The sequence below is a fragment of the Meridianimarinicoccus aquatilis genome (assembly GCF_004358675.1).
In the GTDB taxonomy this organism is placed as follows: domain Bacteria; phylum Pseudomonadota; class Alphaproteobacteria; order Rhodobacterales; family Rhodobacteraceae; genus Meridianimarinicoccus; species Meridianimarinicoccus aquatilis.
In genome coordinates this window covers 1-18,575 of sequence record NZ_SMZO01000015.1, presented here as the reverse complement: position 1 = coordinate 18,575, position 18,575 = coordinate 1, and the positions used below count along the sequence as shown (strand labels likewise).

Genomic DNA, 18,575 nt, shown 5'->3' with positions numbered 1-18,575 from the left:
GGCATCGGCAATGGCCGCTGTGGGCCGGGTTTGCCTTCGAGGGCGGCCCTGACCGCGCCGGTTTGCAAAGTCTGCTTCCTGCGCATCGCGGCCGTTCGTGCGGGACGCAGCGAAAGTCGGCAGTGCGCCCGACTTGCCAACAACATCCGCAGTACTTCGTTGCGGAAATGCGGCCAACACAGGTGCGTGGCGAGAAGCGAAGGTTGGACGCCGATTCCATCTGATCGAACGCGACTCCGATCGAAGTGTTTAGGTTCGCCCCGGAAAACTTCATTCGAATACAATGCCTTAAAAAAATTCACCAAAAGAGCGCAGTCAATAGGTTCAGAGAATTTGGGCCCCAGAGAACGGATTCCCGGACTCTCCGGCCTGCGGCAGTGAATAGCCTAACCTGCAAACCCCATTGAAAACACGAGAAAATCCGGCCGATACAGGGCTCAGAGAAACTTTCTTCGAAGGCAGGTGGCGGAGCGGGTGGGATTCGAACCCACGGTACGCTTTCACGCACGGTGGTTTTCAAGACCACTGCCTTCGACCGCTCGGCCACCGCTCCGTTGTGTTCTGCTAACTCGTGTTTCCCGCGCTGACAAGTATCCAACGAAAAACTAGCGTTACAAAAAACAAGGCACATGCCCCCCAGTTGAGAATAGTTCTCAAAAACCTTGCCTGTTGAGAATGGTTCGCATATCTCACAGTGAAACACCTGATGGGATAGCGCGCATGATCCGAACCATACTCCTAACCACTCTTCTTTGCAGTGCGGCGCACACCGCCTTGGCCGAAGATAAATTCAAGGCCGTAACAACTTTCACCGTACTCGCCGATATGGCGCGCAACGTCGCCGGCGACGCCGCAGAGGTCAGGTCAATCACCAAACCGGGCGCCGAAATCCACGGCTATGATCCCACCCCACAAGACATCGTCGGCGCGCTCGACGCAGACCTGATCTTGTGGAACGGGCTGAACCTGGAACTTTGGTTCGAACAGTTTCTGCGCAACCTGCGCGGAATTCCTTCAGTTGTGCTCAGCGACGGGATTGCGCCCATTCCTATCGCAACCGGATCCTACGAAGGCCTGTCGAATCCCCACGCATGGATGGGCCGAGACAACGCATTGACCTATGTCGACAACATCGCAACGGCATTTGCGACACACGACCCCGAAAACGCAAATACCTACCGCGCTAATGCCGAAACCTACAAAGCCGAAATCCGCGCAACTATCGATCCGCTACGCGACGCCCTCGCAGCCTTGCCCGAAAGTCGCCGGTGGCTTGCAACATGCGAAGGTGCGTTCAGCTATCTCGCCCGCGATTTCGGCCTGCAAGAACTATACTTGTGGCCCATGAATGCGGACCAAACCGGAACGCCCCAACAAGTCCGCGCGGTCATCGATCAGGTCCGCGCGCACGATATCCCAACCGTCTTTTGCGAAAGCACCGTCAGCAGTGCCCCCGCAGAACAAGTCGCTCGCGAAACCGGAGCCAAGTTTGGCGGCGTTCTATATGTCGATAGCCTGAGCACGGCAGACGGCCCGGTGCCAACCTATCTTGACCTGTTGCGCGTCACGACCGAAACCATCGTCAACGGACTAACCGAGGCGCAACAGTGACAGCCCAACCAGCCCATACAGAGTCAGCGCCCGATGCCGGGATTTGCGCCCGCGGCCTGACAGTGACCTATCGCAACGGGCACACGGCCTTGCACGACGCCAGCTTTGAAATCCCCACCGGGACCATAACTGCACTGGTTGGTGTCAATGGCGCAGGCAAGTCCACTTTGTTCAAGGCAATCATGGGGTTCGTGCCAGCGGCCTCGGGAACAATTCGTGTTCTGGGCCTTCCCGTTCCGCAAGCGCTGCGCCAAAATCTCGTCGCTTATGTACCGCAAGCGGAAGAGGTGGATTGGTCTTTTCCGGTACTGGTGGAAGACGTTGTCATGATGGGTCGGTATGGCCACATGGGGTTCTTCCGCCGGGCCCGCACCACTGACCACGCTGCTGTCGACGCGGCACTTGAGCGTGTCAACATGAGCGATTTTCGCCATCGCCAAATTGGCGAGCTGTCGGGCGGCCAACGTAAACGTGTGTTCCTTGCACGTGCCCTGGCCCAGGATGCCTCGGTCATCCTGCTCGATGAGCCGTTCACTGGTGTCGATGTAAAGACCGAAGAACAAATTACCGAGCTGCTGCGCGACTTGCGCAGCGAGGGCCGCGTGATGTTGGTCTCCACACATAATCTGGGATCGGTTCCAGAGTTTTGTGACCGAACTGTTTTGGTCAAGGGCACCGTTCTGGCCTATGGCCTGACAGACCAAATTTTCACCCGCGACAACCTGGAACGGGCTTTCGGCGGCGTCTTGCGACACTTCACCATTGGCGGGGAAGACCTGCATGATGATGACGACCCCCGCCGGATCAGGGTCATGACCGACGATGAACGGCCTTTTGTGACATATGGCGGAAAGCCAGCTGGCATGCCTCTGGTCGATCCCCCTGCCCGCTCTGACACGGCAAAACGCCATGATTGACCTCCTGCTTGAACCATTCAGTTACACCTATATGGCAACTGCAATGTGGGTATCGGCGCTGGTCGGCGGTGTCTGTGCCTTTTTGTCCGCCTATCTTATGCTCAAGGGTTGGTCGCTGATCGGCGACGCGCTCAGCCATGCCATCGTTCCAGGTGTGGCCGGTGCCTATATGCTCGGTCTGCCCTTTGCGGCAGGCGCGTTTCTCTCGGGCGGATTGGCGGCAGCGGCCATGCTGTTCCTGAACCAGCGCTCGGGGCTGAAAGAAGACGCCATCATCGGGCTGATATTTACGTCCTTCTTTGGGCTAGGGCTGTTCATGGTATCGCTCAACCCCGTTTCGGTCGATCTTCAAGCGATCACTATGGGCAACATCTTGGCCATCACACCAAGTGATACGCTGCAGTTGGTCCTCATCGGAGGCGTATCGCTCGGGGTCCTCTTGGCCAAGTGGCGCGATCTCATGGTTGTGTTCTTCGATGAAAACCACGCCCGTACCATCGGCCTGAACCCCGGCCTGTTGCGCGGCATATTCTTCACGCTCTTGGCGGCGGCGACTGTCGCGGCCATGCAAACCGTCGGCGCGTTTTTGGTGATTGCATTGGTCGTCACCCCCGGCGCGACCGCCTATCTGCTTTGCGACCGTTTCCCCAGACTGATTATGGTCAGCGTCTCGATTGGCGTGCTCACGTGTTTCTTCGGTGCATATGCAAGCTATTTTCTCGATGGCGCAACTGGCGGCATTATCGTCGCTCTGCAAACCTTGATCTTTTTACTGGTCTACTTCTTTGCTCCGAAACATGGTTGGCTCGCCGCCCGGCGACGGGCAGCCGACGCACTGCGTGCCACCCCGGGGCTCGTGAACCCCGATGCTTGTGAAGGTCCCTCGCAATGATCGACGCCGCACTTCTGCCATTTCAACTGCCCTTCATGCAGAATGCGTTTCTCATCGGTGCGATAATTGCGCCGCCGCTGGCGATATTGTCCTGTTTTCTTGTGCTCAAGGGTTGGTCGCTCATGGGCGACGCCGTCAGTCATGCCGTACTGCCGGGCATCGTCCTGGCTTGGTTGGCGGGGTTGCCCTTGATAGTCGGTGCCTTCGGCGCGGGAATGGTGTGCGCACTGCTCACCGGGTTTCTTGCCGATGGCAGCCGCCTCAAGCAAGACACCGTCATGGGGGTGGTGTTCTCTGGGATGTTCGGCGTTGGCATCATCTTGTTCGTCGCTTTTCCAAGCGATCAACATCTCAACCACATTCTGTACGGCAATATGCTTGGCATAGGTGCGGAAGATCTCTGGACGTCTGGTTTGATCGCCTTGGCTGTTACACTGGGACTCATACTAAAATGGCGAGACCTTCTGCTTCACGCGTTTGACCCCGCCCAAGCCAAGGCGTGCGGGCTGCGCACAGTTTGGTTGCATTACGGATTGCTGACGGCTCTATCCGCCACGATCGTTGCGACCTTGTCGTCTGTAGGCTTGATCCTTGCGATCGCGCTACTGATTTCACCGGGCGCAATCGCATTCCTTCTGACCCGGCGCTTCGAAAGAATGCTCATTCTCGCCGTCGCAATCACATTCGGAGCAAACTTTTTGGGAACCTATGCAAGCTTCTATCTGGACAGCGCCCCTGCCCCGACAATTGTGCTGGTCCTGACTATCGCCTTTTGCATCGCATTTGCACGCCGCCTAAGGGGGGTCCGGCGAGAGGTCAGCGACGCGTAATGCGCCGCAATAACCCTCATGGCAAATATGACCGCCTTCAATACGCCCTCCGCGTATCAAATAGGCTGATCGGTGTCCGCACGAGTATGGCAAGATCAAACCACAACGACCAATTTTCGATGTAGAACAGGTCATGGGCAAATCGGGCCCTCAAGCTTTCCGGATCATCCACTTCCCCGCGCCATCCATTGACCTGCGCCCAACCGGTGATGCCAGGCGGCAACCGGTGACGCGCCGAATACCCATCCACGATCCTGTCAAACGCTTCTTGACGTGACGATTGTGCCGCAACCGCATGGGGCCTCGGCCCGACCAAAGACAGGGTCCCTCCGAAGACGTTGAACAACTGAGGCAACTCATCCAACGACGACTTGCGCAAGAATTTCCCCACACGGGTCACCCTGGGATCCCCCCGAACCACCACGCGCATCGCCGCGGCATCTGCCTGATCATGATACATGGATCGAAATTTCCAGACCCGGATCGGCCGATCGTTAAAACCATGGCGGACCTGACGGAAAAACACCGGGCCCGGGCTGTCCAATCGTATCAACACCGCGACAATTGCCAGAACCGGAGCCAGAACAACAAGCAGCAAGCTTGCAATCGACAGATCAAAGGCGCGCTTCAGGAGCCGCCGTTCCGGGCGAAAACTGGCGGGCAACAAGGCACTCAGCCCATCGGGGCCGTCCTCAAAACGATAGTCCCGACTGAACGCGGACAAATGCACCGGCACCGGCAAAACTTTGAACTGCGTCAACAAAGCCGCGATGCGCGTTTCCGCTTCAGGCGGCAATGTCATGATAATCATGTCAATTTCCGCCTGTCGGCAAAACACAACCAAGTCATCAAAGCGGCCAATTTTGGGCACGTCCAGCACCGCGTCTGGCGATCGGTCGCCGGCGCGATCATCGAAGATGCCACAAATCCGAATGTCATTATCCGCACGCTCAGCAAGCCCCCGGATCAAGCGCGCGGCCCCCTCGCCGCCACCGACCAGAACCGCCCGTCGTTCTGTGAGGCCCTGTTCAACAGCCCAGCCTGCCGCCGGGGCCAACCCGAACCGCAAGGCAATCATCGCAGGCAAGCTTCCCGCAACGATGACAAGACCCGGTCCCCCAACAAACTCCACAACAAGAGCCGCACCGCAAACTGCGCCTGCCGCAGGAAGACCCCCCTGCCCCGGTTTCAACAATCGATCCAACCTGTATCCACTGAAACTGGCACTCAGCGGCACCGCCCAGCCAACAAACATCACCGACCACATCACGCCCGACCAGCCAGAAAACCCCTGCACGGCCGAAAATTGCGCAAACCAAGACGCTAAAAATAACCCGCACCCTTCGGCCAAGGCCGCCAACAGAGCGATCCGAACCGGCGCCAGCGACGGTCGGCGCAACCGCCAGGCAACAATCCGCGCGGCTTCTGTCATTTCGTGATCCAACACACCCTCCAACCTTGAACATGGGCAGACTAGTCCGCACCGATTAAGGCTTGGTTGCTGAAAATGTCAGATGTTATCGCAATTTTTGTTCAAAACACTCCACGCTCAACGCGCATATTTTCCGCCTTTTGCACACTACTTCGCGATGCGATTACAGCCCATCAAATATGCCCGGCTGCATTTCAAGCCAGAACGCAAAGATCGCCCGCGCGTTCAGCGCTGATCCCCACCCGAAACGGCCAAAGTCTTCGCGCTCCAACGGATCTTTCAGACCAGACAAGAACAACCGTTTGTCGGCATCTCGCTGCGTCGGCGTGCGTGCCGCCGCCGCATCCCTGACCCGCGCCATCCGCGCTGCACGATCTCGCCGCTCTTCTGACAATGCCGCATCGCGGGCCTTTTCTGCTTCTTCGCGAGCCTCTTCATCCACTCTTCGAACGGCCGCAACCAAGACCTGTTCGGCAGAGGGTTTAACCTGACCACTATCATCTGCGGTTTCTGAAAACCCATCACGAATAGCCGCCGTCAGATACCGAACGGGACTTTTGACATGCGCCTGCCGTCCGACATAGGCGAGCTTCTCGGCAACAAAGCCTTCGCCGTGTTCCGAAATCCATTGCCGTGCCAAGCGGTCACTCACACCCAGGCTTCGCAAGCTGTCATAAACTGCGCCGTGGCGTACCGCGTCTCCGGCGTCCATATCGACCATCGCCAACTGCGGGTTCGACTTGATCTTGAAGCGAATGTCCGTAACCGTGCGCCCCAGTTTCCGAACTTCCGGAGTGACCAGAATGTTGCTCGTCTTGTTCACCTCGGTCACAGCCGGTTTGATGATCTTAGCATTCAGGTGTTTGTATGTCTCGTAATAGCTCGAGCCATCCACCCCCATCAGGCGACGGAATAATCCCAGATCCCACCACCCGGTGCTGCCTGTACGGACAAACCGATAGCAGTTCTCATACAGCGCCAAAGCATGGCCGCTCGCAAAACGTCGCTGAATATTCAGGTTGATCAAAGCGAACACTTTGGGGTCATGCAACTTCGCCGCCAGTGCCGGAGAATACGCATACTCGCAAATTCCCGCTTTCAATTTGGCATAGGACAAAAGCGCCGAAACACCCCATTCCTGCTGGCCGTCTTCGCCCAGCATATCCCATTCAGCCACCGTTTCAGCGAGACCGCGCAAGCTAGCCTTCAACGTTTCCATATCATTCGAATTGTAGCCGATCATCAAACACAACGTCCGCGCATCAATGCGGTGCGTGGGCCGCGTCGCGAGATCATCATAGGCGTTCAACAAAAGCACATTGCTAAGCTTGCGCTGTAGCAAAGTCAGTTTGCCAGACACATGAATGGCAGCCACGTTCTTTTTGACCGACGCACGGCGCAATGGCCCCGTGAGTTTCTCCGCAGGTATTTCTCCTGCGATCGCTTCGCTTGGCATATGCCTGTTCCTGATACTGCTGCTCGAAGGTGATCTTTTGCCACCGTATTGCAAAAAGTCTGGCAGATTAGGCACCTTCCGGCAAGTCTCTTGTAGGTACCCATTTTCAGGATGACAGACTTCTCACCCAAAGCCTGTATTGATCAGAATATATCCCGTATTTAGGCACTTAAAGGAGAGGCGTTCAGCCAATGCGCGACAAAGGCCAACCTCCATTTGTCCACGCTAGACAAAAATGACAACAATATCAGCGTTCCTGTAAACGGAACCACGTCAGACCGTGAATCAGACCTCTTCTTCCTGAATACAGGCCCCTGTGGTCCTGTGGATGGATACCATTGCTCCCGCATACGGATACCGAGATGCCTGTAAGGTATTGGTATAGAACATTATTGCCTTCCTAAAGCTTCTAAAGATCTGATAGATTCCTAAAGCTATATGGGTCGCAAATTACCTATTCTCTTTGGTTTTTAGGGTTTCGCGGCGAAACCTTGCGCTCCAAGAAACCCAACATCCGATCAAATAACGCAATTCCATCAAGACATGTGATGTGTGATACTCAGCGCAAATCATAAGAAACGTCGCACACAGCGTAACAGGCAAAACATGCGAGTAAGCAATGAACAAAAAATCCGACCTCCCTCCACCGCCCTATTTCAACTTGGATCCAAAGGCGGCAGCCGAGCGTCTGCCTAAGCCTAGCGATACCGCCCGATTCGCGAAAGCCGCTGCTTTCGCCGCACGTGGTCGTGAAGATTTGGCAAAGCGCGGTTATGCGCCAGATGGCCGAAAACGCCTCCGTAAGTTTTCGACATGGGAAATATGCAGATATCTGATTCCGGTTGCGCCCGCCCACTTGCGGCGCGTCTTGAAACAGAACCCTGAACTGCCTCAAGGCGAAGGCGCGAGCGGTTCAAAATGGTTCACTCTGGAAGAGGTTATTACGCTGCGAAACCACTTTGCCGAAGGCGGTGCTGCAAGCAAAGAATATCGCCCTTACAAGCCAAAGGGATTGCCTGCCAAAGTTGTTGCTGTTGCGAACTTCAAAGGGGGTGTTGGCAAGACGTCCACAGCCGCACATCTTGCAATGTCTGCAGCGTTGGATGGCTATCGTGTCTTGGTGATTGATCTCGATAGCCAAGGGTCGATGACGTCGATCATGGGCGGACAGGTTCCGGACGAATGGAAAACCGTTTTTCCTTTGATTGCCAAAGACTATGCGCGGCAAGTCATAGAGGAAAACGAGGTTCGCGCAGCGCAAGGTGAGGCCACCCTGCCCCTTGATGAAACGCTGACCGAAGCATTGAACATCACCGCAGGGGATATTGTGCAGCCGACCCATTGGCCGAATATCGACCTGATCGGCGCTCAGCTAAACCTCTATTGGGCTGAATTTCAGATACCTGTCTGGCGGATGCATTTGCGTCGTTGGGCGCTGTGGGACGCTCTTACGAATTTCTTGGAAGATGAGAACCTTCTATCTCAATACGACATTGTCCTGCTCGATACTCCGCCTGCTCTTGGTTATCTCACAATCAACGCTCTTGCGGCGGCCGATATTCTGTTGGTGCCTTTGGGCGCGTCGTTTCTCGAATTCGACAGTACGGGTCGGTTTTTTGACATGCTCTATTCTACATTCGCGTCCATAGAAGACGGTGAAAATGCGGCGCGGAGGGCTGCTGGGATTGATGAAGTGAAGTTTGAATGGGATGTGGTTCGAACCCTCATCACCCGTTTCGATGCGAACCAGCAGAGTGATCTGGCGAATGTCATTCAGGCGTATTTCGGTGACTTCATGAATGCGCACCGTCAGGAATTCACGGCGTTGGTTGGGCAAGCTGGCGAGCAGGTCAACGGCATATACGAAGCGGACTATCGTGAATTCAACCGCGAAACTTACGTTCGTGGGCGTGAAGCTTTCGACCGAACCTATGCCGAGTTGAAAGAGATCCTGATCGGGTCGTGGTGGCGGGATGAGCAGTTGGCTAAGGCCGACGAAGCGGCGGCAGAATAAGGGGCTGATACATGGCACGACGTACAAAACTCACGGCACCTTCGGCGGAAGAATTGAAGAGTTTGGAAGATGGTTTCGCGGCGAAACCATCGATGAGTGCATCTGGAATGATGCCGCCGATTGCACAGGTGGCCGCGGAGGCGGCATCGCTCACGCCGACGGAAACCACGCATATGCGAGCAGAAGCTGCCCGTGATAAACGGGATGCGGAGCGGCTCAGACAGGCAGAAGCCGAAGGTCTGATCTTGCTTGAAATTCCGACGGCCGACATCATTGCAGACGAATTGAGCCGCGATCGGTTGGTCATGGATCCGGAAGCCATGGGCGAGTTGAAAGCGTCCATTTCCTTGAATGGACTGCGACTTCCTTTGGAAGTATTCGAGATTGTGGATCCTGGGGATGGGCCTCGGTATGGCCTGCTTTCTGGGTTTCGGCGACTGGCCGCTTTGCGGGCGCTAGAGGCCGAGACAGCGAATGCCGCCTATGGGCGGGTCAAGGTCATCCTGCGCCATCCTGGCAATGTTGGCGCTGCATTTCTGGCGATGGTGGAAGAGAACGAAATACGCGCTGATCTTACGCCATATGAGCGGGGCAGGGTGGGTGTTTTGTCGGTTCAGCAAGGCGCATTTGAAACGGTCGAGCAGGCGGTCAATGGCCTTTTTCATGCGGCCAGCAAGGCGAAGCGATCCAAGATCAGATCGTTTGCACTGGTCCATGAGGAACTGGGTGACATGCTGTCTTTCCCCGAGCACCTTTCTGAGAGGGCCGGGTTGCGGCTGGCGTCTGCCTTGCGGGCAGGGCTGGCGGGGCGGCTGAGGGAAGCTTTGGCCACAGGGCAGGGTGTGGACCCGGTGGAAGAATGGGCCCTGCTTGAGCCCATCGTCGAAATTGCCGAGGCCGAAACGCGAGAGCCGAAGCGAGGAGGGCGCCCTCGCAGATCTGCACCTGAGAAGCGACCTGACGATGGTGTTGGCATTTATCACCTAGAAAACGGCATTTCGATCCGACGGGAGAGCGACACCAAAGGGTATTACATTCGGCTGGAAGGTCGGCAAATTGATGGCGAACTTGTTGATACGGTCATGTTCGAGATCAAGAGACTTTTGGAACCGCGCTAGATTATGCGTTTCGCGGCGAAACCCGCACATCAATGGATCAACGGAGTGCGCAAAATGTTTAATTTTCGACTATTGCGCATTCTACGATCTGGATTCTTTAGCTCACAGAGTGAAATCGATCCAATCAATCAATGTCCCGCAAATGGGTTCCCAAATACAAAAGGCTGTCCTGTAAGTGGGTACTTTTGGGCTGGATCTGTAGAAAAAAGGGCGTGATAACTGGAGGTTAGAAGCGTCCCGTAAGTGGGTACTTACGTGTTGAGTGCTTGTCCTGAAAATGGGTGCCTTTGTATCGCTGCTTCTCCTGTAAACGGGTGCTTTTGCGTATTGGCTGACCTGTAGCCGGGTTTATTGCGCAAATCCGCCTATGATATGCATCGCGAAAGATTGAGCCCTAGAAACCAATGCACCAATCAGGATAGCTTAAAGGTGTGAAGGCAAAAGAGCGAAAGACCGGATGCGACAGGATGGACTAACACGAAGGGCCAGCCTCTTTCTTTTGGCGGGGGGCGGTCTTGGCCTTGCTGGATGCACTACACTGTCCGACGCGGCGAGCGCCGAAGGAACAGGGGTGGCACGTGTCTATGCTGCGCCACCGGCCTCTGTTTGGGCCATTGCTGGTGAGGCTGTCGGCGCGGCTGGTCTCGACGTTGTATCAGTCGATCAGGCGCGTGGTGTGGTGCTTGCGCAGCATGGCCCAACGTTGATCAGCTATGGCGAAGATGTTTCGGTATTCATCCGCCCAGAAGGGAACGGAACTCGGATTGAGGTGGTGTCGTTGCGGGCCGAAGCGGCAAACGTGTTGGCGACGAATTGGACTGACCCTATCTTTGAAGCATTCGATGCGCGGCTGGGCTAAATTGCACAAAGCCAAGTTGGGTCTTGCGGTAGCGGGGCTCGCGTTGGTCTTATTGGCTGGGTGCGGTGGCACCTCGCCAACTGGCTTTGTGGACCCATCGCCGCTTCATCCCAACGAGACGCCTGAACTGCGACAGCAAATAGAAGCAGCAGCGGCAAAGCATGAGGTGCCTGTATCGTTGGTTCAGCGGGTGGTCATCCGCGAAAGTACACACCGTCCTTGGGCGCGGAACGGGCCTTATTACGGGTTGATGCAGATACTGCCACAGACTGCTGCGACAATGGGATATCGGGGACCACCGAGCGGACTGTTGGATGCGGAGACCAATCTTGAATATGCGGTGCGATATTTAAAAGGCGCATGGTTGGTTGCGGATGGTGATCAGGATGATGCGGTAAAGTGGTACTCGCGCGGTTATTACTATGAGGCGAAACGCAAAGGCTTGCTTGAAGAGACCGGGCTTCGCTGAACAAGATCAGCCCGGTCGCTTCCGGCACAGTACCGCCAGCCCCAGCAGCAGCGACCAGAGCGTGGCGGGTAAGGGCACCGCAGATGGGGCAGGGGGTGTGGATGCCACTGGGGAAGGTCGCTCAGCGGTAGTTTGAGGCGGGGTGAAAAGCTGCGGGGCATTTGGCATGGGCTGGAACAAATCAGCGATGACAACGGTGATCTTTTCACCCGGCGCCAGAGTAACGGTGCCATCGGCTGATGTGGTTGTGAAGCGTGGGAAACTTGGGGACGCTATGAAGTGCCCGGCTTGGTTGTTGCGCCCCGGATAGCCGCGCGCCTTAACACGATCAAAAGTACGCGACAGACCTGTATCATTGCCTGCACCGAGTGCGGGGTTTGATAGGCCGCTTGTGATCGCCTGTATTGGCATGAGTAAGTCGAAGCTGAACACGACACGCACGGAATCGTAGGTTGAGAGGTTCGTCAGGTTGCCCACGAACCCGGCCATGGCAAGCCCGATAGACCCGGACGATAATTGCGGCGCGTCTTGCATCAGCGGGGCAGGGGGCAAATCTGTGTCGGAGAAGCGCAGAGCGGTTTGATAAAGGTCTATCTCTTCGACAAGTGAGACGGCGACCTGTGATGTGGCGTCTTGTTCGGTGAATTCAAATGTGAAGGTTGTGAACCCCAGAAGCGACTCCACGGCGGAGTCGAAAGGCGCAAGCGCGCTGGCATGGCCCCATGCGGGCAGAAGCGCGAGGCAGGCTGCGCCGAGAAGGTTGGAAAGAGGTGGGAACTTGCGCATGAGGCTCATTAAGCTGGATCATGCGCAAGTTTGCATATGTAAGTGAATGTGCCGTTAAGACCGCTTTGGTGGGCTATCGCGCCGCTGGACCATCGCCGTTTGCCGGGCGTGCGGGAACCAGTGCGCGCACCAGGTCGCGCATTTCAAGGATGCCGACCTCGTGCCCTTTGCTTTCCACCTTGTAGGTAAAGTTGGTGTCCCCTCCGGACAATTCGATCAGATGTTCGAGCGTATCGTTTTGATCAACCGTGCCTGCGAAGGCGTGTTGGTTCGGTTGCCATGGCTGCATGACCGATCGCACCCGAAGCACGCGGGCGCGGTTGATGTCGCTTACGAAGTCTTCGATGTAGGGATCTGCCGGGTTGAGCAGGATATGCTGCGGCTCGCCCTGCTGCACGATCGCGCCGTCCTTGAGGATCACAAGGTGGTCGGCAAGTTTCAGCGCTTCGTCTAGATCATGGGTGATGAAAACGATGGTCTTGTGAAGCTCTTCTTGCAGTTCGAGAAGCAGGTCTTGCATGTCGGTTCGGATCAGCGGATCGAGAGCAGAGAACGCTTCGTCCATCAGCATGATGGGGCTGTCGGATGACAGCGCGCGGGCGATGCCCACGCGTTGCTGCATGCCACCCGAAAGCTGGTGGGGGTATTGTCCGTGGTTGCCACCAAGGCCCACCCTGTCGAGCCATTTGGCGCCTTCGCGGTCGGCGGTTTCCTGGTCTTGTCCGCGCACGATCCGGGACATGCCCGCATTTTGCAGAACCGTTCGGTGGGGCATCAGGGCGAATTTCTGAAACACCATCGACATGGTTTCCCGGCGCAATGTCCGCAGGCGTGCTTCGTCGTAGGTCAGCACATCTTCGCCGGCGACGATGACTTCGCCGGCAGTGGGGTCGATCAGCCTGTTCAGGTGGCGGATCAGTGTGGATTTGCCCGACCCGGACAGGCCCATGATGACGGTGATCTTGCCCGGCGACATGTCGATATTGATGTCGCGCAGGCCAAGCACATGGCCGTGCCTTTCCAGGAGTTCATCCTTGCCCATGCCGTTCTTGACAAGGTCGATGACGGATTGCGGATCTTTGCCAAAGATCTTGTAGAGGCCTTTAATCGAAATAATCGGTGTATCGGACATATCAGGCCTTCTGGCTTTTATTGATGCGGCCGAGGGCCGCCTTGGTCACGCGGTCAAGAAGAACCGCCAGAAGCACGATGCCAAAACCGGATACGAGGCCGACGCCGAGTTCGAGGTTACGAATACCGCGCAGCACCAGCACGCCGAGGCCCGGGGCCGATACGAGGCTTGCAATGACGACCATCGCGAGGCTCATCATGATGGTCTGGTTGACGCCCGCCATGATGTTGGGCAGCGCGAGCGGCACCTGTACGCCCCAGAGTTTCTGGCGGTCGGTCATCCCGAAGGCGTCGGCAGCTTCGATCACGTCCTTGTCCACAAGGCGAATGCCAAGGTCCGTCAGGCGCACCACAGGCACGATCGCGTAGAGAATGATGGCGATACCGTAGAGTTTCGGCTCTGTAACCGAGAACAGGAAGATCAGCGGGATCAGGTAAACGAATGTGGGCAGCGTCTGAAGCATGTCGAGGATCGGGATCGAGATACGTTGCATCGTATCAGATCGCGACATGGCGATGCCTATGGGTACTCCGAGTGCGATACATATGAGCGTGCAGACAAAGATGATCGACAGCGTTTGGACGGCGTAGATGTAGTGGTCGATCAATCCGAGAAACAGAAATGACCCGATGACGAAAGCCACCAGCGCCATTGAGCGCGCGGCGTACCAGACAAGCAGGCCGAGGAGGGGGATCAAGATAAACCACGGGATCGTTTCAAACATTTCGAGCGATCCGTTCAGTGCCCAGCTCAGGGGCTGGGTGATCGGGTCAAGCACGAATTTGAGCGGGTCCTTAATGGCGAGGAAGGCATTTTCGACCCCGTCTGTCATGTCCCGTGTCCGTGTCACGCTTGGGCAAGCAGCGTTGAGCGCATCCAGGGATGGGAATGGTGTTTCAAGCAGGGGCGTCGGCTTCTCTTCGGCACCGGAATTGCCGGAACTTTTGGCAAGCAGCTCCGCCATTGTCATCGGGCCGCCGCCTGTTCCCCCCGCATCGCACCAAGCGCGTAGGCCAAGCGTGTCGAATAATTGGTCGTAGAATGCCATATGTCAGGTGCCTCTCGCTGGCTTTCGCCGCTTACGTGAAGTCGGAGTGCTGTTAAAACGGCAACCCGACGATATCAGAAAATCACAGGAGCGCGGCCAGTTTTGCACGCGCTTCGTCGCTTAGCCATTGGGACCAAACGTCTGGATAGGAGGTAAGGAAATACACCGCAGCTTCTTCGTTGCTGGTGTCATTATCTTGGTGCCAAACCAGAACGTCGTTCATCTGAGCATTGGTAAAGCGCAAGCTTTCCATAAGCCCGGTGATGCCGGGCTCCCGTTTTATGTAGAGAACGCGCCGATCAGAAGAAATTTATAGAGTGGCGCATGTGAAGAGGCCCCCGGTGCGCGCGACGCCGGGGGCCTTTGTTGGTCTTACTGGATCAGGGCCGAAAGCTTTTCGCGAGCTTCGTCGTTCAACCAAGCAGGCCATACATCGGAATAGGTGGTCAGGAAGTAGACTGCGGCTTCGTCGTTGCTGGCGTTGTTAGCTTCTTTCCATGCAAGGACGTCACCCATTTGGGCGTTGGTGAAAGACACATTGGTCATCAGGGCCGCGATGTCGGGTTCACGATCCGCGAAATCGTTGGTCACAACGGTTTTGACGGGTCCGACGGGCCAGCCGGACAGACCTTCTGCGGTGCATTCCGGGTTTGCCGCGCATTCAAAGACCTCTTCGTTATAGGGGCCTTGGTCAACGGCGACCATTTCATACTTGCCGAGAAGCGACGTCGGCGACCAGTAGTAGCCGATCCAAGGCTCTTTGCTTTCGTAAGCCGATGCCAACGATGTTGCCAACGTTTCGCCGGAACCGTGGATGAAGATTTCATACCCATTTTCGGTCAGGCCAAAATTGCGGGTCAGGTCATCGTTGGTGAATTTGCACGCCCAGCCATCGGGGCAGGAGTGGAAGCGGCCACCCAGCAACTCGGCATTGGCCAATACGCCTTCGACGGTCGCCAGTTCGGGATGCTCGTCAACGAGGTACTTGGGAACCCACCAGCCTTCATTGCCGCCATCGGACAGAACGTCGGTCAGGGTGGTAATCACGCCTTCGTCCTGCATGGACTGGTAGGTCGGCGCGCCAAGGATCCAGAGTTCTGACACAATGTCGGGCTTGCCGGTTTCGGCAACGGACACAAGGGCCGGAACGGTCGAGGACGGAACCGCCTGCACGGTACAACCATACCCTTGTTCCATCAGGAACTTGGAAACGCTGGTCACAACGGCACTGGAGGCCCAGTTCATTTCCGTCATGGTAACTTCGCCGCACTCGGCATGTGCCGCACTCGTGGACATCGCCGCAAACAGTGCTGCGGACGCAATTTTAAAATTCATGTGGTTCCCCTGTTGGTTGTACTTTTTGGCGTCTCTGCCTTGGATGATGGCACAATAGCGACAAGGTCATGTCGTATCCAGACCTAGCAGCGTGAAAATAGTGCACTTTACTTGGCTCAGTGTCGGTTATGCGCGTGCATTAGAAAAAAGTAGCCCGATGGACTTGTGAAAAAATATGAAATACCACTTTTCTAACAAGGGTCGGAATAGGCCCGTCAGGGAGCAGTTATGGATTTCGCATTAAGCGAAGAACAGGCAGCAATTTTCGAGTTGGCGTCTGATTTCGGTGCCGACCGTATTGCCCCTTTCGCCCGCGAATGGGAAACTGCGGGCACTATTCCGCGGTCTCTTTGGCCCGACTTGGCGCAGCTTGGATTTGGCGGCCTGTATGTGGGCGAAGACGACGGCGGGTCTGGCTTGTCGCGTTTGGATGCCACATTGGTTTTTGAGGGTCTAAGTGCGGCCTGTGCATCGGTGGCAGCCTTTCTGTCGATCCATAACATGTGTGCAGCGATGTTGGCGCGTCATGCTGCGCCCGACCTGCGGGCGCGGTTGTTGCCGCGCGCCGTTTCGATGGACTGCGTTCTTTCGTATTGCCTGACCGAACCCGGAAGTGGGTCAGATGCGGCAGCGCTGCGCACCCGCGCGGTGCGGGATGGGGACATGTTCGTTTTGGACGGGTCGAAAGCCTTCATCTCGGGAGCAGGCTATTCGGATGCGTATATCGTCATGGCGCGGACCGGCGCAGAGGGTGCATCGGGTATTTCCGCATTTGTCGTAGAAGACGGCACGCCGGGTCTGAGCTTTGGCGCGCTTGAGGATAAGATGGGCTGGCGGTCGCAACCCACCCGCGCCGTTCAGTTCGATGGGTGCCGTGTGCCAGCGGGCAACCTGTTGGGTGATGAGGGGCGGGGCTTTTCCTACGCGATGGCGGGTCTGGACGGAGGTCGGTTGAACATTGCGGCGTGTTCGCTTGGGGCGGCGCAGGCGGCGATGACAGCGACGCTTGCCTATATGCGTGAGCGGAAGGCATTCGGAAAACCGCTTGATCAGTTTCAGGCTTTGCAATTTCGATTGGCCGAGGCCGAGATCGACCTGCAGGCCGCCCGAGTGATGCTTCGACAGGCTGCTTGGAAGTTGGACACTCAGGCGTTTGATGCTACTTATGCGTGCGCGATGGCCAAGAAGTTCGTCACTGAAACGGGGAGCGCGGTCGCGGATAGTTGCCTGCAGTTACACGGCGGATATGGCTATTTGGCGGATTACGGAATTGAAAAGATTGTGCGGGACTTGCGGGTACATCAGATTTTAGAAGGAACTAATGAAATCATGCGCCTGATTGTGGCGCGCCAGCTGGTTGGGCGCGGTACATGAGCGGCGCGGTGGTCCGGATCGATGGGCGCGCGGGCCGTATCACGTTGGACCGTGCTTCTGCGCTGAATGCGCTGACCTATGACATGGTTCTGGACATTGACGCAGCGCTGCAGGGTTGGGCCGATGATGCGGCTGTCGACGTTGTGGTGATTGATGCAGTGGGTCAAAAGGCGTTCTGCGCCGGCGGTGATATTGCCGAGTTGTACGAAACAGGGCGGGCGGGCGATTTCGAACATGGGCGCCGTTTCTGGCGCGATGAGTACCGGCTGAATCTGCTGTTGGCGTCGTATCCCAAGCCAGTTGTGAGCCTCTTGCAAGGGTATACCATGGGCGGCGGTGTGGGCATCGGGTGTCATGGGTCCGACCGGGTCGTTGGTGAAAGCAGCCGTATTGCGATGCCAGAGGTCGGCATTGGATTGGTCCCGGATGTGGGAGGCTCTTTGATGCTGGCGCGGGCGCCCGGTGCTCTTGGTCCGTACCTTGGGTTGACCGCAGCGCGGATGGGACCGAGCGATGCGATCCTTGCCGGGTTTGCGGATCACTTCATTCCCGAGGCAAGCTGGCCAGGGTTGGTCGCGTTGTTGTGCGACACAGGCGATATTTCTCATTTGCGCAAAGCCGCGCTTCCTGCGCCTGAGCCTGGCTTGGGGCCGGATCTGCCTGCGATCGACGCGTGTTTCGCGGCAGCCGATCTCGGCGGTATCGTCGCAAATCTTGAGGCGCGTGGCGACGAGTGGGCCGAACGAACCCTTGCAGCATTGAAACGTGGAAGCCCGCTGGCCTTGGCCTGCACCGTTGAGATGCTTGGGCGGTTACGTGCCGATCCACGGGCAGATATGGCGGCAGCGTTGGGCTTGGAATACCGGTTCACCTATCGCGCAATGGCGAAGGGCGATTTCTTGGAAGGTGTCCGCGCCGCGGTAATCGACAAGGATCGCACCCCGCGCTGGGGACATGGGTTATTGGGCCCGGTGCCGGATGCAGAAATCAAAGCGATGCTTGATACCTTGGGACCGAATGAGTTGAAATTGACGAGGGACGCAGCATGAAGATTGGTTTCATTGGACTTGGCAATATGGGCGGTCCGATGGCGGCCAATCTGCTGGCGGCTGGCCATGATGTGGCTGGGTTCGATCCATCTGCGCAAGCGCCTGATGGGATCCGCATGTGCAATGGAGCGGCGGCTGCCGCCACCGGGGCAGAGGTCGTGATCACCATGCTTCCCAACGGCAATATCTTGCGCAGTGTCGCGTCGGAGATCCTGCCGGTGATGTCGCCCGGTGCGATACATCTGGATTGCTC

The 18,575-nt window shown here is 56.8% G+C and carries 18 protein-coding genes and 1 tRNA gene; 11 read left to right on the top strand and 8 right to left on the bottom strand.

Annotated features, from left to right (window positions below; genetic code table 11):
- Window positions 1–463: 463 nt before the first annotated feature.
- Window positions 464–553: transfer RNA gene (locus tag E2L05_RS08475), tRNA-Ser, on the bottom strand.
- Window positions 554–720: 167 nt separating this feature from the next.
- Between E2L05_RS08475 and E2L05_RS08470 the strand changes: the two genes are divergently transcribed.
- The 4 genes from E2L05_RS08470 to E2L05_RS08455 are packed head-to-tail and all read left to right on the top strand — an operon-like array spanning window position 721 to window position 4,250.
- Window positions 721–1,611: a metal ABC transporter substrate-binding protein gene (locus tag E2L05_RS08470; protein ID WP_133342491.1), complete on the top strand. Its 891-nt coding sequence runs from the start codon at window positions 721–723 to the stop codon at window positions 1,609–1,611.
- On the top strand, window positions 1,608–2,528 hold the full coding sequence (locus E2L05_RS08465; protein WP_133342490.1) for a manganese/iron ABC transporter ATP-binding protein: 921 nt from the start codon (window positions 1,608–1,610) through the stop codon (window positions 2,526–2,528). Before E2L05_RS08470 ends, E2L05_RS08465 begins: the two co-directional genes overlap by 4 nt.
- The gene (locus E2L05_RS08460) at window positions 2,521–3,420 is read left to right on the top strand and encodes a metal ABC transporter permease (protein WP_165971716.1); all 900 of its coding nucleotides are present in this window, start codon (window positions 2,521–2,523) and stop codon (window positions 3,418–3,420) included. The genes E2L05_RS08465 and E2L05_RS08460 overlap by 8 nt, the downstream gene beginning before the upstream one ends.
- Window positions 3,417–4,250: a metal ABC transporter permease gene (locus E2L05_RS08455; RefSeq protein ID WP_133342489.1), complete on the top strand. Its 834-nt coding sequence runs from the start codon at window positions 3,417–3,419 to the stop codon at window positions 4,248–4,250. The genes E2L05_RS08460 and E2L05_RS08455 overlap by 4 nt, the downstream gene beginning before the upstream one ends.
- Before the next feature lie 37 nt (window positions 4,251–4,287).
- Here the strand turns inward: E2L05_RS08455 and E2L05_RS08450 are convergent, their stop codons facing one another.
- The gene (locus E2L05_RS08450) at window positions 4,288–5,682 is read right to left on the bottom strand and encodes an exopolysaccharide biosynthesis polyprenyl glycosylphosphotransferase (protein ID WP_133342488.1); all 1,395 of its coding nucleotides are present in this window, start codon (window positions 5,680–5,682) and stop codon (window positions 4,288–4,290) included.
- 163 nt (window positions 5,683–5,845) lie between these two features.
- Window positions 5,846–7,138 carry a replication initiation protein gene (locus tag E2L05_RS08445; RefSeq protein WP_133342487.1) on the bottom strand — a complete coding sequence of 431 codons (1,293 nt, stop codon included), beginning with the start codon at window positions 7,136–7,138 and terminating at the stop codon, window positions 5,846–5,848.
- A 619-nt stretch (window positions 7,139–7,757) separates the two neighbouring features.
- Here E2L05_RS08445 and E2L05_RS08440 point away from each other — a divergent pair.
- From E2L05_RS08440 to E2L05_RS08425, 4 genes are all read left to right on the top strand, one after another.
- Window positions 7,758–9,152: an AAA family ATPase gene (locus E2L05_RS08440; RefSeq protein WP_133342486.1), complete on the top strand. Its 1,395-nt coding sequence runs from the start codon at window positions 7,758–7,760 to the stop codon at window positions 9,150–9,152.
- A gap of 11 nt (window positions 9,153–9,163) precedes the next feature.
- Window positions 9,164–10,270 (top strand): ParB/RepB/Spo0J family partition protein, encoded by a 1,107-nt coding sequence (locus tag E2L05_RS08435; RefSeq protein WP_133342485.1) that lies wholly within the window; start codon window positions 9,164–9,166, stop codon window positions 10,268–10,270.
- Window positions 10,271–10,841: 571 nt separating this feature from the next.
- A complete protein-coding gene (locus E2L05_RS08430) occupies window positions 10,842–11,129 on the top strand; it encodes a hypothetical protein (protein ID WP_133342484.1) in 288 nt (95 codons plus the stop codon).
- On the top strand, window positions 11,113–11,598 hold the full coding sequence (locus tag E2L05_RS08425) for a lytic transglycosylase domain-containing protein (RefSeq protein WP_133342483.1): 486 nt from the start codon (window positions 11,113–11,115) through the stop codon (window positions 11,596–11,598). Before E2L05_RS08430 ends, E2L05_RS08425 begins: the two co-directional genes overlap by 17 nt.
- A gap of 6 nt (window positions 11,599–11,604) precedes the next feature.
- On the opposite strand, the gene E2L05_RS08420 is transcribed toward E2L05_RS08425, so the two are convergent.
- The 5 genes from E2L05_RS08420 to E2L05_RS08405 form a co-directional block, all read right to left on the bottom strand.
- A complete protein-coding gene (locus E2L05_RS08420) occupies window positions 11,605–12,384 on the bottom strand; it encodes a hypothetical protein (protein WP_165971715.1) in 780 nt (259 codons plus the stop codon).
- A 73-nt stretch (window positions 12,385–12,457) separates the two neighbouring features.
- Window positions 12,458–13,516, bottom strand: coding sequence for a quaternary amine ABC transporter ATP-binding protein (locus tag E2L05_RS08415; RefSeq protein ID WP_133342481.1), 1,059 nt, complete (start codon window positions 13,514–13,516; stop codon window positions 12,458–12,460).
- Window position 13,517: 1 nt separating this feature from the next.
- Window positions 13,518–14,564 carry an ABC transporter permease gene (locus E2L05_RS08410; protein ID WP_133342480.1) on the bottom strand — a complete coding sequence of 349 codons (1,047 nt, stop codon included), beginning with the start codon at window positions 14,562–14,564 and terminating at the stop codon, window positions 13,518–13,520.
- Between the two features lie 82 nt (window positions 14,565–14,646).
- Window positions 14,647–14,808: a hypothetical protein gene (locus E2L05_RS20735; RefSeq protein WP_165971714.1), complete on the bottom strand. Its 162-nt coding sequence runs from the start codon at window positions 14,806–14,808 to the stop codon at window positions 14,647–14,649.
- 128 nt (window positions 14,809–14,936) lie between these two features.
- Window positions 14,937–15,899 carry an ABC transporter substrate-binding protein gene (locus E2L05_RS08405; RefSeq protein ID WP_133342479.1) on the bottom strand — a complete coding sequence of 321 codons (963 nt, stop codon included), beginning with the start codon at window positions 15,897–15,899 and terminating at the stop codon, window positions 14,937–14,939.
- 228 nt (window positions 15,900–16,127) lie between these two features.
- Here E2L05_RS08405 and E2L05_RS08400 point away from each other — a divergent pair, with 228 nt between their 5' ends.
- The 3 genes from E2L05_RS08400 to E2L05_RS08390 form a co-directional block, all read left to right on the top strand.
- Window positions 16,128–17,273 carry an acyl-CoA dehydrogenase family protein gene (locus E2L05_RS08400; protein ID WP_133342478.1) on the top strand — a complete coding sequence of 382 codons (1,146 nt, stop codon included), beginning with the start codon at window positions 16,128–16,130 and terminating at the stop codon, window positions 17,271–17,273.
- Complete coding sequence (locus E2L05_RS08395) at window positions 17,270–18,322, top strand: enoyl-CoA hydratase/isomerase family protein (protein WP_133342477.1); 1,053 nt, start codon at window positions 17,270–17,272, stop codon at window positions 18,320–18,322. The genes E2L05_RS08400 and E2L05_RS08395 overlap by 4 nt, the downstream gene beginning before the upstream one ends.
- The coding region (locus E2L05_RS08390) for an NAD(P)-binding domain-containing protein (protein WP_165971713.1) at window positions 18,319–18,575 on the top strand (257 nt) is incomplete at its 3' end. The genes E2L05_RS08395 and E2L05_RS08390, both read left to right, overlap by 4 nt.

What these genes read in the sequence shown, in the direction of transcription:
- E2L05_RS08470 (WP_133342491.1), top strand. Translation starts at nt 721, where the DNA reads ATGATCCGAACCATACTCCTAACCACTCTTCTTTGCAGTGCGGCGCAC.
- E2L05_RS08460 (WP_165971716.1), top strand. Translation starts at nt 2,521, where the DNA reads ATGATTGACCTCCTGCTTGAACCATTCAGTTACACCTATATGGCAACT.
- E2L05_RS08455 (WP_133342489.1), top strand. Translation starts at nt 3,417, where the DNA reads ATGATCGACGCCGCACTTCTGCCATTTCAACTGCCCTTCATGCAGAAT.
- E2L05_RS08450 (WP_133342488.1), bottom strand. Translation starts at nt 5,682, where the DNA reads ATGACAGAAGCCGCGCGGATTGTTGCCTGGCGGTTGCGCCGACCGTCG.
- E2L05_RS08445 (WP_133342487.1), bottom strand. Translation starts at nt 7,138, where the DNA reads ATGCCAAGCGAAGCGATCGCAGGAGAAATACCTGCGGAGAAACTCACG.
- E2L05_RS08440 (WP_133342486.1), top strand. Translation starts at nt 7,758, where the DNA reads ATGAACAAAAAATCCGACCTCCCTCCACCGCCCTATTTCAACTTGGAT.
- E2L05_RS08435 (WP_133342485.1), top strand. Translation starts at nt 9,164, where the DNA reads ATGGCACGACGTACAAAACTCACGGCACCTTCGGCGGAAGAATTGAAG.
- E2L05_RS08425 (WP_133342483.1), top strand. Translation starts at nt 11,113, where the DNA reads ATGCGCGGCTGGGCTAAATTGCACAAAGCCAAGTTGGGTCTTGCGGTA.
- E2L05_RS08420 (WP_165971715.1), bottom strand. Translation starts at nt 12,384, where the DNA reads ATGCGCAAGTTCCCACCTCTTTCCAACCTTCTCGGCGCAGCCTGCCTC.
- E2L05_RS08415 (WP_133342481.1), bottom strand. Translation starts at nt 13,516, where the DNA reads ATGTCCGATACACCGATTATTTCGATTAAAGGCCTCTACAAGATCTTT.
- E2L05_RS08410 (WP_133342480.1), bottom strand. Translation starts at nt 14,564, where the DNA reads ATGGCATTCTACGACCAATTATTCGACACGCTTGGCCTACGCGCTTGG.
- E2L05_RS08405 (WP_133342479.1), bottom strand. Translation starts at nt 15,899, where the DNA reads ATGAATTTTAAAATTGCGTCCGCAGCACTGTTTGCGGCGATGTCCACG.
- E2L05_RS08400 (WP_133342478.1), top strand. Translation starts at nt 16,128, where the DNA reads ATGGATTTCGCATTAAGCGAAGAACAGGCAGCAATTTTCGAGTTGGCG.
- E2L05_RS08395 (WP_133342477.1), top strand. Translation starts at nt 17,270, where the DNA reads ATGAGCGGCGCGGTGGTCCGGATCGATGGGCGCGCGGGCCGTATCACG.